Consider the following 14974-nt stretch of genomic DNA (forward strand, 5'->3'; position numbering starts at 1 on the left):
TTCTTTATTATTCTTCAGTATCTTCGCTGTTGTTTTCGTTAGAGGTATCTGCTTCTGTATCTTCAGCAGACTCATCTTCCTCTGTGTTTTCCTCGTCAGCAGGTTCTTCTCCGTTCTCTCCGTCAGCAGGTTCTTCCTCAACGGCAGGCTCTTCGATTGGCGTTGTGTACTGGGTGACAATGGCATCGAATTCCTCGTCGTTAATTTTCACATTGTATTTGTCAATCAGCTCTCCTAAAACAGTAGTAAAATCTTTCCCTTGCTCGGAGATGATTTGGTCGTAGACAAAGTCACGGTTGTCTTCAAAAGTATCGAGTTTATCTGTTACTTCAATGATGTGGAAGCCAAACTGCGATTCGACAGGATCACTAATGTCATTCACGTCCAAACTGAAGGCAACCTCTGAAAATTCAGGCACCATTTGCTCTCGGTCAAAGGTACCAAGGTCGCCGCCGTTGGCAGCCGATTGCGTGTCCGTAGAATATTCTTCGGCCAACTCAGCAAAGTCTTCGCCATCGTTTAAGCGGTCTTTGACTTCATTTGCTGTTTCTTCATCTTCTACAAGAATATGGCGCGCTGTAATCTGTTCAAATTGTTCTTGGTTTTCTTCAAAATAAGTTTGAAGGGTTTCGTCTGATGTGTCTACGCCTTCTGCGCTAAGTTGCTTCATGGCGATTTCAGGCACAATGAGTTCTTCTTTTAATTGATCAATATTATCAAGCGGATAGCCGGAATTCGTAAAGAAGTTGACTAAGTCTTCATCAGACTCCACATTATAATCGGATTTTAAATCTTCGATCATTTCATTTATTTCATCATCGCTAATGTCCATGTCCTCACTAGCACGTGTTAGCAATGCTGTACTCATTTGGTTGACAAACTGCTGTTGGGCTTGCTGCGTCTCTTTAAAAGAATCATATAGATCATCTTTTGTGAGAGCTGTTTCCCCATCAATTTCCACTACTGCGTTTTCGCTGTCATCGCTACAACCAGCAAAGACGGTTAAGCTGACAGCACCTACTGCTGCTAATACCAACTTTTTCATTCAGGCACACTCCTCGGTGATCACGAATTTTCTTTTTCAAACTGCTTGTCCGTAGGCAAACAGCTAGTTTATCAAGGTTCACAAACCATACTATACCATAAATACGTGCTGCCAACAATCGCCGGATAAGGAATGAAATTGGGCAAATTGCCCAGTACCCATAATTTGTTTTTGCATAGGATATGGTAACAAAGCATAGAGGAGCTGTTTGAAAGCCAAGCAAAAAGCGAAATTGCGCCATTTATCGTATGGTTTTTCAAAAATTACAGGTCAAACAGTGCGCTTGGCCCCAATCAGGCGGCATCCCTCTAATATGCTTTTATCAAATATCTTGTGAAATTATCAAAGGAGGAAATGTACATGAGTTATGCAGGCGGAGGATACGGGTACCACGGCGGATTCGCCTTAATTGTTGTGCTTTTCATTTTGCTAGTTATTATTGGTGCATCTTGGATTTGCTAGTCCGCTCATGCCATCCGGCTCTCCCCCGGATGGCTTTTCCATGAAAAAGGGACTATTCAAAACGGGTAAAAAAGGGTATAACGGTAAACAGATGCTTTTTCTTGTGGACAAGCTAATGAAAGGTGTGTAGGGGATGCAGCAAAAAAGAGTGACGCAGACAGACCGATTCTACAAAGTCGGCTTTTTTGTTGCGGCTAGCCTGTTTGTATTGCTAACAACGGCCATTATTGTGTTTTTCATCTATTTATTCGCAGGCTCTGAGGAGGCGCGTTTGCCGGCAACTGAACAACAGGGGACAAGCGGCGACATGTTGTCCATTCAGCTTAACCGTGACCAAATGAATATGCTGCTAGCAGATTTGACAAAGTCTGGAGAAGACGTGCCGTTTGCTTTTCACTTAGCGGAAGACGGTGTTTATTTGACAGGAGAAGTAAATGTTTTCATTGGAGACGTTGATTTATCGATGAGATTTGCGCCTGAAGTGCGTGAGGATGGGTCGCTTTTATTAAAAGCTGAACATTTAAACGCAGGTGCGCTTCAAATTTCTCCAGCCTATGCATTACGGATTTTTTCCCAACTCGCTGATTTGCCTGAGTGGGTAACAATTTACCCTTCAGAAGAAAGTGTGCTGTTACATCCAAGCGAAATAAAAGAGACATTGCCATATGGCTTGCGGTTCAACAAAGTTGATTTAGCTCATGATGAAATCGAGTTAGGTTTGGTGCGCTCTAATAGTACGGCGGATAATTAATTATCCGCCGTTTTTTTATTTTGCAGGTTGCAAGGGGAAGAGGTTGGCAGAAGCCAGTTTTAAATGGCCGTCTTTTTCTTCAACATCATTTTGGAAATCAGTTAGACAGGCATCAAACTGCTCAATAAACTCCGTGCCATAAATATGGCGGACAATACAAATAAGCTCAGAGAATTCCGGAAATTTCCCATAAAGTTCTTTCATCGGCACCGCTCCTTGGTAGACATGGTACGTATGCTCATTAAAGGCTCTCATCGTCTCAAGGAACAGTTGTCGGCCAGAGTCTGTTAGACAAATGTACGTATTCCGTTTGTCGTCTTTTTTCTTTGAAAATGAAAGCAATCCCCTTGCTTCAAGTTTTTTTGAAAAATTAAAGGCGGTGGAGACATGCATAACACCGTGTGAAGCGATGTCTGAAATAGTGGCGCCATTAAGCTGATAGGCAATCCAAAGAATATGGTGTTCGTTTAAATTAAGGTGGAATGGTTTAATCCATGCTTGCCAATCTTTTTCAACAGATTTCCAGAGGGCTTTGCTTAACAACGCCATTTTATGGCTAAAGACAATCGATTCTTTTAATGGGTGGTTCAAATCCATCTCCTCCATTCCGAAAACTTGTTAAACAAATGTTATCTTTATATATTTTCTTATATTATGCCGAAAAATCGACAATAAATAAAGAGCCAATTTTCAGGAAAAAAGCATCCCCGTGCTTAAACGCATGTTTAGGCACGGGATTTGTCTTTGTTTAACTGGCTAATGGATGCTTGCGCTTCATTGATGTGGCGTTGTAATGCTTCGGTTGCCGGTTTCGTTTCTGTCTTCCATTGCTCAATCGATTGGCTAAGTTCGGAAGCAGTTTGTTTACCGACAGATTTAGCTAAATCGACGACTGTTGCCGTGTGGCTGGCGACTTGTTTCGCTTGCAAGGAAATGGTTTGAAGACAATCTTTGCTAGAGTTGTATGTTTGTTGCAAACATGCCCGCGTTTCCCCGCCACTGCGTGGAGCTGACAACAAAGTAGCAAGACCAGCAGAGACAAAGCCTACAGCGATTCCGGCTACCAAGGAACATTTTTTCATACGGTGGCTCCTTTCTCGGCATGTTTATTTTTAAATTGTTTCATAAAATCAACAAGCGCTTCACAAGAGGCGTAAGGAACAGCATTATAAATGGAAGCCCTTAGCCCTCCAACTGAACGGTGACCATTAAGACCGACAAACCCTGCTTCTTTCGCTTCCTGTAAGAACACAGAAGTCAACGCATCATTTGCTAATGTAAACGTGACGTTCATGTTTGAGCGTGAATCTTGGGCGGCGTGGCCAATGTAAAAACCGTCGCTTTCATCTATCGCCTCATATAAAAGTTGCGCTTTTGCTTTATTCCTGTTTTCGATTTCTGTTAAACCACCAGATTCTTCTAGCCAGTCGAGGACTAGACCGAGCATATAAATCGAAAACACAGGCGGTGTATTGTAAAGGGAATTTGATTTAACAAACGTATCATAAGACAACATTGCAGGAAGGCCGCTTTTAGCTCGCTGCAAAAACGCATCTTGGATCAATACTAGCGTTACCCCTGAAGGGCCTAAGTTTTTTTGGGCTCCGGCATAAATTAGGCCAAATTGGTTTACGGGGATGCGGCGCGAGAAGATGTCGCTTGACATATCACACACGAGTGGCGCTTTCGTATTGGGAAAGGCATGCCACTGGGTTCCATATATCGTATTATTTGATGTCATGTGGACATACGAATCTTGTGCATGTTCGCTAATCTGGTTTAAAGCAGGAATTTGTTTATAATTGCCGTCTTTTCCCGATGCGCCAATGACTGTTTTGCCGAAATGTTTGGCTTCTGCGAGCGCTTTTTCTGACCATGCTCCTGTCAGTATATAAGTTGCTTGCGAATCAAGAAAATTCATCGGCACCATTGGGAATTGTAAGCTGGCGCCCCCTTGCAAAAACAGGATGTGATAGTCATCAGGAACATCCAACAATTTCCTTATTTTCTTAATCGCATGAGTATGGATGCGGTCATACGTGTCGCCGCGGTGGCTCAGTTCCATGACCGACATGCCTGTCCCGTCAAAATTGACCAGTTCTTTTTGCGCTCTTTCTAAAGCTTGTTTTGGAAGAGCTGCAGGGCCTGCGTTAAAGTTATGCACATCGTTCAAGGCTGACCACTCCTAGTATCTTTATTGCTTTAAAGTGTGTTATTATCAGAATCATACCACAGTTTGGCGTCATCATGTGCATTTTTCCAAAAAAGTTTTATGAAAAAATGACTTTCTCCCACCAAGCCAAGCTTTAAAAGCTTAGTTTTATAGCGTATGTTGCTGCACCGTTTTTTCGAACGTGATCGGCTGTCGACAAAGTCAATCAGGCTGTTCGAAAACGCTTGTCGAACACGACGGTTGGCGCGTTTGTCTACAGCCTGACACCTTTTAAGACTCTTCATTTAAAAATTCATTTTTATCTTTTCAGCGGACGCTTGCAATGATTCCATATCCGGTGTTCCTACAGTAGCTTCTTTCCATAATGAGCCATATAAACCTGTCTCGCCATACCGGGGGAGGAGATGGAGATGGTAATGAAAGACGGTTTGCCCGGCAGCCTCGCCATTGTTATTTAAGATGTTCATCCCGGCAGGAGCGAACTCTGCTTTTAAGGCTGAAGCCAGCTTTGGCACTGCCGCAAACAACGTTGCTGCTGTTTTCTCAGGCAGGCTAAAAATATCGGCATGGTGTGCTTTAGGGATAACTAATGCGTGTCCTTTTGTCACTTGCGAAATGTCAAAAAAGGCAACAATCTCGTCATCTTCATAGAGTTTGACGGCAGGAATTTCTCCTTGGACAATTTTACAAAATACGCAATTACCGGACATACTATCACCTCATCATTTAATATACAGCCAGTTTACCTGCAATAAAAAGGAGAAGCAACGCCTTTTCAATAAAGGAATACAGGACGACGGTGTGGAAAGGGGTATGGCTGTCCATAGAAAGTGCGCGATGTAAAAAAATTTGCTACACTTACTTCAAGGAGTGATTAGGACGTGCTGACAATTGAACATTTGACCGGCGGTTATTCGCCAAAAAAACCGGTTTTGCATGATGTGTCTTTTACTGTAAACAAGCAAGAAATTGTCGGCTTGATCGGGTTAAATGGTGCTGGGAAAAGCACCACCATCAAACATGTCTTAGGATTAATGGACCCGATGAGTGGGGACGTGAGAATAAATGGACTTGCTTTTGCCGATGATGCCGACACATATAGACGCTCTTTTGCCTACATACCTGAAACGCCGCTCCTGTATGATGAGTTAACATTGTGGGAGCACTTGCGTTTAACGAGTGTCGCTTATGGAATCGATGACAGCGTTTTTGAAGAAAGGGCTGAAAGGCTGTTAAACGAATTTAATATGGCGAAAATGAAAAAATGGTATCCGAACCATTTTTCAAAAGGAATGCGCCAAAAAGTGATGATTATGAGCGCTTTTTTGACAGAGCCGTCTCTTTATGTTGTCGATGAGCCCATTGTGGGTCTTGATCCGGTAGGGATTACATCGTTTTTAAATTGGATTTCGAAAATGAAGGACAGGGGCGCTGCTGTGTTAATGTCTACCCATATTCTTGCTACAGCAGAACGCTATTGCGACCGCTTTGTCATTTTACACCAAGGACAAGTTGTTTTGGCTGGTACGCTTGCCGACATGCGCGAGGCAATCGGCAAACCAGACGCAACGCTTGATGACATTTATATTGAAATGACGAAGGAAGAGCGCCATGATTGACGGCAAATCATTGTGGGCAGACCGCTGCCACAACTACTGGAGGGAAGCGCAAGGCTATTTAAAGCTAATTTTAAACAGCGGCTTTGTCGGTTCGGTTTTCTTTTTGTTTTTGTTTTTAACGGTCTACTACCAGCAATTTATTGAAACAATGCCGGCCGATTTTCCTGTAGCAGAGCTGCTTACCGTACTATTTGCCTGGAGGCTGACAGCTGGCCATATCCGCACGTTTGTCAAGCCCGCCGATATTGTCTTTTTGTTGCCGTATGAAGAGCGGCTTCGTCCTTATTTTGCCCGTTCCATTGCTTATTCGATTGCTTGGCAATCAAGCTATATTGTGTTGTTGTTTATGGCAAGCGGGCCAATGTTTACAGCAAGAGGCGGAAGCGGAACTGTTTTTTGGGTAACGCTTGTCTTGCTGCTAGCAGTCAAAGCATGGAATATGTTAGCGGTGTGGTATGAACAACGTCTAACATCCAGAGGAGAACGAGCTTCGCATATCGTTTTAAGGCTATTGTTGAACACGGCTGTTGCGTACTTGCTGTTTGATCAAGCGCCTTACTGGCTCACGCTTGCATTGCTTTTGTTGATGGCGTTATTGTACGTCTTTTATTTCCGGATGCTCAAAACAAAGCATGTACTAAAATGGGATCGTTTAATTGAAATCGAAAGCGGAATGGTTTTGTTTTTTTACCGGATTGCCAATGCCTTTACAGATGTGCCTCAACTTCGGAAAAAAGTACGGGCAAGGACCTATATGCAATGGGCAATTCCTCTGCTTGGCGGCGACAAGCGTGCTGTTTACCAGTACTTATATGCCCGGTCGTTTATTCGTGCCAATGATTATCTTGGAACGTATGTCCGTTTATTGCTAGTAGGTTCCCTTATCCTTTACATTCTTCCTTCGGGCTGGATGCAAGTTGGGGTTGCTTTCTTGTTTACCCATATGACGATGATGCAGCTTTCGACGTTGTCTTTTCATCATGCTACAAGTACGTGGGTCGATTTGTACCCGATTCGGCCAGGGGAGCAAAAAACGGCTATGTCGCAGTTAGTATTGCGATTGTTGGCCGTGCTTGTGCTTGTATTTGCCCTCATTGTCTTGGTCTCTACTTCAGTCATTTTCGGCTTGCTTACACTTGTTGCTACTGGTGTATTGGCATTTTACGGCAGCCAGACGCTCATTCATCGCAAAAGAGGAAAATACCGGCGTATTCGGTAATATACATGAAATAAGGAGTGATTTCATGTATGAAAAAGAAGTGGAAGAGGAGCTAAGGCGCTGGCAGCGTAAAATGAAAAAGCGGCCATCACGTCTTTCATCTAAAACAAAGGAATGGCAAAATAAAATCAACGACAGGCTTCCCGGGGTTTACCACCAGACAGCAACGATTTGCGTCCAAAAAACGATTGAAGCTGTGCTTGCAGGGAATACGTTCGTGACAAAAGAGCCTGAGGAAAAACCAATGACGTTAAAAGAGTGCGACGACGAAGTGCGTCGCCTTTTCCAACTATACCGGAGAACTGCTGTTTTTGAAGGGATTGGCACTGGAGCGGGGGGCGTGCTTTTAGGCTTAAGTGATTTTCCATTATTGCTTTCCATTAAATTTAAAGCACTGTTTGCAACGGCCGCGGCATATGGATATTCGCCTAAGGAAGAGTCGGAACGTCAACTGATTTTGCTCATTTTTCAACTCGCTTATTCGTCTGGCGACGATAGAGCCGAATTGTTGGAGGCGATAAGCGACCATTTAGAACAACGTCTCCTAGCGACTGATTGGCAAGCACTGCAGTTGCGCTATCGCGATTATATCGATGTGCCAAAAATGTTTCAGCTTATTCCTGGATTCGGGGCTGTTGTTGGTGGAGCAGTCAACCATACATTGCTCGAAAAGCTAGAAGAAACAGCAATGAACGTCTATCGCATGCGCTGGCTCAATCGCTTAAATACGCAATAACGATACGGTGAAACAACAAAGGGAGCGCCACGTGGCGCTCCCTTTCGGTTGTAGTCAAACGCTCGATTCTTCGTTGTTCGTCTCGCTTGTCAAGCGTTTTCTATCAGTCTGAGTGATTTTGTCGGCTTTGCCCCTTATATGGTATGGTGTTACCCGAGCCATGACGGGGTATAACGGGACATAATAGCAGCAAGGGCGGAAAATTGGCCAGTAAACAACAGAAGGCCGAGGACAATCATCATGTATCCGCTCACTTTCTGGATCGTTGGCAAATACTTGTTCAGTCGCTTCATTTTATGTAAGGAGCGGGACCAAAGAAGGGCAATCAACAAAAAAGGAATGCCAAGCCCTGCTGAATAAACAAACAACAGGAATGTGCCGTCCCAGAGCTTGCCTGTTGTCGAAGCAAGTGCCAAAATCGCTGACAGAACCAAACCAACGCAAGGCGTCCATCCTGCTGCAAATAAGAATCCTAGCAACAGCGATTTTGAAAAGCTTGCCGCCGACTTTGGTTTTGCCTGCAAGCGTTTGTCTGTAAACAAAGCACGGATTGACAAAAGCCCGGCCATTTGCAACCCGAATAAAATAATAATAATGCCACCGATTCGCTCAAGCAAAAAACGGTTGCCCATAAACAATTGGCCGATTGCCGTGCTTGTTAGGCCGAACAACATAAAGACAATAGTAAATCCAGCGATAAAGCCAAGGCTTCGCGATAGGATGACACGGCGGGGGGCAGAAACCGCACCGGCAGAAACCGCTGATCCAGTCAATTGAGATAAATAGGCAGGCAGCAACGGGAATATGCAGGGTGAAAAAAAAGAAACGAGTCCTGCTAGAAATGCAACGCTTACAGTGACTTCCATTATGAACATGACACTCCTTCTTGCCTTAAACTCGTCTATCCATATAATATGCTAGCTCAAGTGTAACATGCTTAGGAAGAAGCGCGAAGGGTTTTGTCAAAAAATCACGAATGGGCTCAATGAAAACAAGCGTAATAGGGGGAAGTTATGAAGTTTGCGTGGATAATTGCGAAATAAGTTGTAAAAACACGAATGACTGTGCGCGCTTTTGTATTTTCCGGTATGATAATTGAAGCATTGGCAAGCAACGTTTACGTGCTTGTGCTAAAGGTCAAGCAAATGCCAGTGGCCTAAAGGGGGTCATCGGATGGTCAAAAAACTCGCACTAGCGGCTGGCATCGTAGCAGCAATGATGGTGCTTTCCTTTTTAATCTTTGCCGTCGCCATATTGGCGGGCACGTACCAAATCGATGAAGAAAAGCTAATGATGAATAATTCAAGTGTAATCGTTGATACCGACGGCAACGTCATCACGAACTTATATATGGAAAATCGTGAAGTGATTCCAATTGAACAAGTCCCTGAACTTGTTCAACAAGCATTTGTCGCAATGGAAGATTCCCGCTTTTATGAACACCAGGGCATTGATTTTAAAGCGATTGGCCGTGCCCTTTACCGTGATATTCTAGCAGGTGCCAAAGTAGAGGGGGGCAGCACCCTTACACAGCAACTTGCTAAAAATTTGTTTCTCTCCAACGAAAAAGCATGGCTACGGAAAACAAATGAAGTGCTTATCGCGATGAATTTAGAGCGGCGTTACAGCAAAAGCGAGATATTGGAAAAGTACTTAAATCAAGTTTATTTTGGCCACGGCGCTTATGGGATTGAAGCAGCTGCCCATTTGTATTTTAACAAGCCAGCTTCAGAATTAACCATTTATGAAGGAGCCTCCCTTGTAGCTGTCGTGAATGCACCAAGCGCATTTTCGCCAATTGATGAACCGGAGCGCAACAAAGAGAGACGTGATTTAGTGCTAAAGGTGATGGCGCAACAAGGGTATTTAAGCACTGAGGAAGCTGAGGAAGCGCAGAGCCAACCGCTGGAAACCGACAGACAAGAGCAAACGGTGGATGAGTCGTTGTATACGTACATTGATATGGTCATGGATGAAGCGAGTGAGCGATTCAACATTAGCCACGAAGAGCTGCTAACTGGCGGGTACCGGATTGTGGTTCCAATGAATTTGGAGTTGCAAAAGAAAACATATGAGGCGCTGCAAAACGATCGTTTCTTCCCAGAAGAAAACAAAGACGCCCAAAGCGCTATGATGTTTATGGACTCAGAAACAGGCGGCATTCTCGCTGTCCAAGGGGGCCGTGATTATGTGCGGCGCGGCTTAAACCGCGTGAATGTAAAGCGGGCGCCTGCTTCAACATTTAAGCCGTTAGCGGTGTTTGCTCCGGCATTAGAAAGTGGCATATATCAGCCTTATTCGTTGCTGCGCGATGAATTGCTTCAGTACGATGACGGCTATACACCTAAAAATGTAAATGGCGAATATAGTGGCGAAATGACGATGTATGAAGCACTGACCACATCCTCCAACGCTCCAGCAGTATGGCTTTTAAATGAAATCGGCATTCAGGAGTCTGTGTCAACGCTCAAAAAGTTCGGCTTTCACTTGCCTGATAGGCAGCTCTCCTTGGCACTCGGAGGCTTGCGAGAAGGGGTAACTCCTTATGAGATGGTACGTGCTTACCGAGCATTTGCCCATGAAGGACAAATTATTGAACCTCATGTGATTAGAGACATCTATGACAGCAATGACAAACGTATCGGCGGTGCTAAGCCTGTTGAAACACAAGTCATTAGTGCCCAAACAGCATGGTCGATGACAAGAATGCTGGAAAATGTCATGGCTGCTGGCACAGGTGCAAGTGGACCTGCAACTACGTCTGCGGTTGCGGGTAAAACAGGAACGCAAGGATACGAGGCAGTTGCCGGGGCAAACAGCGATGTGTGGTTTGTTGGCTATACGCCAAAAGTGGTTGGTGCCGTTTGGATGGGGTATGACCAAACAAACGAAAGCCAATACTTCGCCGGGGGAAGTGGCTATCCGACACGGTTGTTCAAAGAAATGGTCAACTCCTTTCCTGCTTCATTGCAGGCAACGGCGTTCGAACAGCCTGAAGGTACTGCTGATTTAGCTTCTCCGCTAGCAATGGAAAAGATTGAAGGTTTCACGGCCCAATACACGATTGGCGGCAAAGGTTTAATAAGTGTTCAGTTAGAATGGGACGCGGTTGAAGATGAGCGTATTGCCTTTAATGTGTATGAAGTCGACGGTGATTCCAAGAAACAAGTTGCTTCCAAATTAACAGAACCTCATTTTACGATTGGAAAAATGAATCCATTCTCTTTGCCGAAATACCAAGTGGTCACCTATGACCTAGAAACGGATACCGAAGGGGCTGCTTCTGAAGCGCTCGAACCTTCGTTTTCATTTTCATTCTAAAGCCGCTCCTGTAGCGGCTTCTTTGTTTTTATAGATGGGGCAAATCTCATAAAACTAGGGAATGAACGAAAGCAACATTCATTTGAGCCGTAAGATCACGGCTTTTTTTAGAATAGCTCAATTTCGTGACAATCGTCCTATAGGTGTATACAAAAAGCAGTGAGGTTATTATAGTAGTAGAGGAAGAGATCGAGTATAGGCAGATTAATCGAATTTTAAATAGGTTTCGCGTAAAATGGAAAACGATTTGTCACGCCAGATGCATGAAAGGTGGAAAAGATGAACACCAAAACATTTAATGACACGTTCTTGAAAGCGTGCAAAGGGGAAAAACATGGCCATGTGCCTGTGTGGTATATGAGGCAGGCAGGAAGGTCGCAACCTGAATACCGGAAAATTAAAGAAACGCATTCGTTATTCGATATTACCCATGATCCGGAGCTTTGCGCGTATGTGACAAAGCTGCCAGTTGACCAATACAACAATGATGCGGCTATTTTGTACAAAGACATAATGACACCGCTTCCTTTTATCGGCGTTGAAGTGGACATAAAGTCTGGAATTGGACCAGTGATTGACAATCCAATCCACGGCCTCAGTGATGTTGAGCGCTTAGGGGAAATTGATCCTGAACATGATGTGAAACATGTCCTTGATACGATTAAGCTGTTGCGCACACAGCTTGACGTGCCATTGATTAGCTTTGCCGGTGCACCGTTTACGCTTGCTAGCTATATGATTGAAGGCGGGCCTTCTCGGAATTACCATAAAACAAAAGCATTTATGCATGCAGAACCGGAAGCATGGCAGCGTCTAATGGACAAGCTTGCGAAGATGACAATCGACTACATAAAAGCACAGATACAAGCTGGTGCCCAAGCAATTCAGTTGTTTGATTCCTGGATTGGCGCCGTGAGCGTTGCTGATTATAAACGATTGATTAAACCGGTGATGGTGCGAATTCTGGCTGAAGTTCAGACAGAGGGTGTACCGCTCATTTTACATGGAGTCGGAACCCCTCATTTATTGTCCGAATGGAAAGACATGCCAGTTGATGTGATAGGCATTGATTGGCGTACGACTGTTTCGGAAGCGAGACGCCTTGGCATTAACAAAACATTGCAAGGCAATATGGACCCTTCCCTTTTGCTTGCGCCATGGCCTGTAATTGAGGCGGAAGCCAAAGCTATTCTAGATGAAGGCATGGAGTCAAATCGGTTTATTTTTAATCTTGGACAAGGCGTCTTTCCAGAAGTGAAACCTGAAACATTGAGACGACTCACTGCGTTTGTTCACGAGTACTCATCAGAAAAAAAACAACAGAAAGGATAGGACAATGGAGAAGAAAAAAATTGGATTGCTTGTCATGGCTTATGGCACGCCGCGCAAGAAAGAAGAAATCGAACCGTATTACACACATATTCGCCACGGACGCAAGCCTTCAGAAGAGGCACTTGCTGATTTGCAGGAACGCTATGAAGCAATTGGGGGCACAAGCCCTTTGGCTCGCATTACGGATGAGCAAGCAAACGGGCTTGCTGCTGTTTTAAATGAGCAGCAAGAAGACATCGTTTTTGTGCCTTATTTAGGCCTTAAACACATTGATCCGTTTATTGAAGATGCGGTTCAAAAAATGAAGAACGATGGCATAGAAACGGCTGTTTCGATTGTCCTTGCGCCTCATTTTTCTACGTTTAGCGTGCAGTCTTACAATAAGCGCGCTCAGGAAGAAGCGGACCGAATTGGCGGGCCTACAATTTATACAATCGAAAGCTGGTATAAAGAGCCGGGATTTTTGCAGTTTTGGAAAGAGCAAATTGAAAATGAAATGAAGAAGGCCGATTCTATTGATGACCTTTGTGTCATTTTTTCCGCGCATAGCTTACCGGAGAAAATCATTCAAGCAAATGACCCTTATCCAGAGCAATTGCGGGAAACGGCAGACTTGCTTGCGGACATGGCCAATGTACCGAATTATGAAATTGGGTGGCAAAGCGAAGGGAACACCCCTGAGCCATGGCTTGGGCCGGATGTCCAAGACCTAACACGGGAACTATATGCAAAAAAAGGCTACAAAACCTTTATGTACTGTCCAGTCGGCTTTGTGGCAGAGCACTTGGAGGTGCTTTACGACAATGATTATGAATGCAAGTTGGTTACAGACGAACTAGGCGTTCGCTATTTGCGCCCGCCGATGCCAAATGCAGACACTCGTTTCTTAAAGGCGCTCGCCGATGTAGTGACAAAACGCCTGGCGGCTGTGGTGACCAAATGAAGCAAAAGCGTGTTGCCATCGTTGGAGCTGGAGCGACAGGGCTGTCAGCTGCACTCTGGCTCCATGATCATAGCGACTTACAATACGATGTATATGAAGCTTCCAATCAAGTTGGCGGCAAAATTGTTACGTACAAAGACCGTGGTTTTGTAATAGAGGGAGGCGCTGACTCTTATTTAGAGCGAAAAGCGAGCATGACTCATTTCATTCAGCGAGTAGGCCTTGGCGATTCCCTTGTTCGCAATGAAGTGGGGCAATCCTATATTTTAAAGAGCGGTACGCTTTTTCCGACTCCAAAAAATACGGTGTTAGGCATTCCGACAGACATAGATGCGTTTTTGGAAACGAAACTGATTTCGGATGAAGGGAAACGCAATTTATTAAAAGAATATGAGAAGCCGCGATTTGCAAAACCAGGAGAAGACGTCTCAGCAGGTGCTTTTTTTGAATACCGCTTAGGAAAAGAAATGGTCGATTCGCTCATTGAGCCTTTGCTCGGCGGCATCTACGGCGGCAATATTTATGAACTAAGCATGAAAGCGATATTTCCTCATTTCCTTCAATACGAAGCAGAATACGGCAGCCTTTTAAAAGGGGTAGCCGCAACAAAATCAACAAGTAAGCAGGCGAAAAAGCAAGGAATGTTTTTAACAGTCAAATCCGGGTTGGCGTCGGTGCTGGAGGCTGCTGCCGAACAGCTTCGCCCTGGGTCTGTTCATTTAAATGCAGCGGTAGAACGGATTGATGTGCTCGACGACGGGGCTTTTACCGTGTTTGTTAACGGTACCCAAAAACGGTATGATGCTGTGATTGTTACGATTCCGCCACAACAAGCGGCAAAATTGTTTGTAGAGATTAACCCGTTTAGCGATATTGGAAGCATCGAGGCGACTTCATGCGCCACTGTCGCCATGATCTTTCCTGAGGGCGCTGTTGACAATGAGCATGAAGGAACAGGATTTGTTGTCGCCAGAGGAGGCGATGAAACGATTACTGCTTGCACATGGACCGATTTAAAATGGCCTCATACAAGCCCTTCTCGCGAAACGTTGTTGCGCGCTTATGTTGGCCGGCCAGGCGAAGAGGCAATCGTAGAAGCAAATGATCAGACCATTGTAAATGCTGTTTTAGCCGATTTGCAGAACGTCATGGCGATCCGTACCCGACCCACTTTTTATCGTGTCACGCGCTGGAAAAAGGCGATGCCTCAATATCAAGTTGGCCATCTTCAGCGGATTGAACGCTTTAAAAAAGCCTGTGCCAAACATCGAGGCTTGTACGTGACGGGTGCTTATTTTGGCGGAGTAGGTGTGCCTGATTGTATTGACCAAGGGCAGGCATGCGCGAAGCAACTAATGAACGAAACGACGTAA

Annotated in this window: 15 protein-coding genes; 9 read left to right on the forward strand and 6 right to left on the reverse strand. The window is 44.6% G+C overall.

The features are described 5' to 3' along the window. Positions 1 to 7: 7 nt before the first annotated feature. Complete coding sequence (locus V5G21_RS16990) at positions 8 to 1045, reverse strand: peptidylprolyl isomerase (protein WP_011246371.1); 1038 nt, start codon at positions 1043 to 1045, stop codon at positions 8 to 10. A 360-nt stretch (positions 1046 to 1405) separates the two neighbouring features. Between V5G21_RS16990 and V5G21_RS16995 the strand changes: the two genes are divergently transcribed. Both V5G21_RS16995 and V5G21_RS17000 read left to right on the forward strand, forming a co-directional pair. Then, positions 1406 to 1507: a YjcZ family sporulation protein gene (locus tag V5G21_RS16995; RefSeq protein WP_035204477.1), complete on the forward strand. Its 102-nt coding sequence runs from the start codon at positions 1406 to 1408 to the stop codon at positions 1505 to 1507. A gap of 133 nt (positions 1508 to 1640) precedes the next feature. Beyond that, the gene (locus tag V5G21_RS17000) at positions 1641 to 2258 is read left to right on the forward strand and encodes a YpmS family protein (protein ID WP_011246372.1); all 618 of its coding nucleotides are present in this window, start codon (positions 1641 to 1643) and stop codon (positions 2256 to 2258) included. A gap of 15 nt (positions 2259 to 2273) precedes the next feature. Here V5G21_RS17000 and V5G21_RS17005 read toward each other — a convergent pair whose 3' ends face one another. From V5G21_RS17005 to V5G21_RS17020, 4 genes are all read right to left on the reverse strand, one after another. After that, on the reverse strand, positions 2274 to 2864 hold the full coding sequence (locus V5G21_RS17005; RefSeq protein ID WP_035204480.1) for an HTH-type transcriptional regulator Hpr: 591 nt from the start codon (positions 2862 to 2864) through the stop codon (positions 2274 to 2276). 119 nt (positions 2865 to 2983) lie between these two features. Beyond that, on the reverse strand, positions 2984 to 3340 hold the full coding sequence (locus V5G21_RS17010; protein ID WP_011246374.1) for a YtxH domain-containing protein: 357 nt from the start codon (positions 3338 to 3340) through the stop codon (positions 2984 to 2986). Next, positions 3337 to 4431: a 3-phosphoserine/phosphohydroxythreonine transaminase gene (serC, locus tag V5G21_RS17015; RefSeq protein WP_011246375.1), complete on the reverse strand. Its 1095-nt coding sequence runs from the start codon at positions 4429 to 4431 to the stop codon at positions 3337 to 3339. The genes V5G21_RS17010 and serC overlap by 4 nt, the downstream gene beginning before the upstream one ends. A 284-nt stretch (positions 4432 to 4715) precedes the next feature. After that, positions 4716 to 5141, reverse strand: a complete 426-nt coding sequence (locus tag V5G21_RS17020) for an HIT family protein (protein WP_011246376.1) — start codon at positions 5139 to 5141, stop codon at positions 4716 to 4718. Between the two features lie 171 nt (positions 5142 to 5312). Between V5G21_RS17020 and V5G21_RS17025 the strand changes: the two genes are divergently transcribed. The 3 genes from V5G21_RS17025 to V5G21_RS17035 are packed head-to-tail and all read left to right on the forward strand — an operon-like array spanning position 5313 to position 8005. Continuing rightward, positions 5313 to 6050, forward strand: a complete 738-nt coding sequence (locus V5G21_RS17025) for an ABC transporter ATP-binding protein (protein WP_011246377.1) — start codon at positions 5313 to 5315, stop codon at positions 6048 to 6050. Continuing rightward, positions 6043 to 7269, forward strand: coding sequence for an ABC transporter permease (locus V5G21_RS17030; RefSeq protein ID WP_011246378.1), 1227 nt, complete (start codon positions 6043 to 6045; stop codon positions 7267 to 7269). The genes V5G21_RS17025 and V5G21_RS17030 overlap by 8 nt, the downstream gene beginning before the upstream one ends. A gap of 25 nt (positions 7270 to 7294) precedes the next feature. Further along, positions 7295 to 8005 carry an EcsC family protein gene (locus tag V5G21_RS17035; protein WP_095326886.1) on the forward strand — a complete coding sequence of 237 codons (711 nt, stop codon included), beginning with the start codon at positions 7295 to 7297 and terminating at the stop codon, positions 8003 to 8005. Positions 8006 to 8154: 149 nt separating this feature from the next. Here V5G21_RS17035 and V5G21_RS17040 read toward each other — a convergent pair whose 3' ends face one another. Then, entirely contained in the window at positions 8155 to 8880 is a 726-nt protein-coding gene (locus V5G21_RS17040; protein ID WP_011246380.1) for a cytochrome c biogenesis CcdA family protein, read from the reverse strand. A gap of 298 nt (positions 8881 to 9178) precedes the next feature. On the opposite strand from V5G21_RS17040, the gene V5G21_RS17045 reads away from it, so the two are divergent. The 4 genes from V5G21_RS17045 (at position 9179) to hemY (ending at position 14974) form a co-directional block, all read left to right on the forward strand. Further along, complete coding sequence (locus V5G21_RS17045; protein WP_035204489.1) at positions 9179 to 11326, forward strand: transglycosylase domain-containing protein; 2148 nt, start codon at positions 9179 to 9181, stop codon at positions 11324 to 11326. Positions 11327 to 11605: 279 nt separating this feature from the next. Beyond that, positions 11606 to 12658 carry a uroporphyrinogen decarboxylase gene (gene hemE, locus V5G21_RS17050; RefSeq protein ID WP_011246382.1) on the forward strand — a complete coding sequence of 351 codons (1053 nt, stop codon included), beginning with the start codon at positions 11606 to 11608 and terminating at the stop codon, positions 12656 to 12658. 4 nt (positions 12659 to 12662) lie between these two features. Further along, on the forward strand, positions 12663 to 13601 hold the full coding sequence (hemH, locus tag V5G21_RS17055) for a ferrochelatase (RefSeq protein WP_011246383.1): 939 nt from the start codon (positions 12663 to 12665) through the stop codon (positions 13599 to 13601). After that, positions 13598 to 14974: a protoporphyrinogen oxidase gene (gene hemY / locus V5G21_RS17060; protein WP_338464975.1), complete on the forward strand. Its 1377-nt coding sequence runs from the start codon at positions 13598 to 13600 to the stop codon at positions 14972 to 14974. Before hemH ends, hemY begins: the two co-directional genes overlap by 4 nt.

This window comes from Shouchella rhizosphaerae (assembly GCF_036700015.1).
Taxonomy (GTDB): domain Bacteria; phylum Bacillota; class Bacilli; order Bacillales; family Bacillaceae_D; genus Shouchella; species Shouchella rhizosphaerae.

What these genes read in the sequence shown, in the direction of transcription:
- V5G21_RS16990 (WP_011246371.1), bottom strand. Translation starts at nt 1,045, where the DNA reads ATGAAAAAGTTGGTATTAGCAGCAGTAGGTGCTGTCAGCTTAACCGTC.
- V5G21_RS16995 (WP_035204477.1), top strand. Translation starts at nt 1,406, where the DNA reads ATGAGTTATGCAGGCGGAGGATACGGGTACCACGGCGGATTCGCCTTA.
- V5G21_RS17000 (WP_011246372.1), top strand. Translation starts at nt 1,641, where the DNA reads ATGCAGCAAAAAAGAGTGACGCAGACAGACCGATTCTACAAAGTCGGC.
- V5G21_RS17005 (WP_035204480.1), bottom strand. Translation starts at nt 2,864, where the DNA reads ATGGAGGAGATGGATTTGAACCACCCATTAAAAGAATCGATTGTCTTT.
- V5G21_RS17010 (WP_011246374.1), bottom strand. Translation starts at nt 3,340, where the DNA reads ATGAAAAAATGTTCCTTGGTAGCCGGAATCGCTGTAGGCTTTGTCTCT.
- V5G21_RS17020 (WP_011246376.1), bottom strand. Translation starts at nt 5,141, where the DNA reads ATGTCCGGTAATTGCGTATTTTGTAAAATTGTCCAAGGAGAAATTCCT.
- V5G21_RS17030 (WP_011246378.1), top strand. Translation starts at nt 6,043, where the DNA reads ATGATTGACGGCAAATCATTGTGGGCAGACCGCTGCCACAACTACTGG.
- V5G21_RS17035 (WP_095326886.1), top strand. Translation starts at nt 7,295, where the DNA reads ATGTATGAAAAAGAAGTGGAAGAGGAGCTAAGGCGCTGGCAGCGTAAA.
- V5G21_RS17040 (WP_011246380.1), bottom strand. Translation starts at nt 8,880, where the DNA reads ATGTTCATAATGGAAGTCACTGTAAGCGTTGCATTTCTAGCAGGACTC.
- V5G21_RS17045 (WP_035204489.1), top strand. Translation starts at nt 9,179, where the DNA reads ATGGTCAAAAAACTCGCACTAGCGGCTGGCATCGTAGCAGCAATGATG.
- hemE (WP_011246382.1), top strand. Translation starts at nt 11,606, where the DNA reads ATGAACACCAAAACATTTAATGACACGTTCTTGAAAGCGTGCAAAGGG.
- hemH (WP_011246383.1), top strand. Translation starts at nt 12,663, where the DNA reads ATGGAGAAGAAAAAAATTGGATTGCTTGTCATGGCTTATGGCACGCCG.
- hemY (WP_338464975.1), top strand. Translation starts at nt 13,598, where the DNA reads ATGAAGCAAAAGCGTGTTGCCATCGTTGGAGCTGGAGCGACAGGGCTG.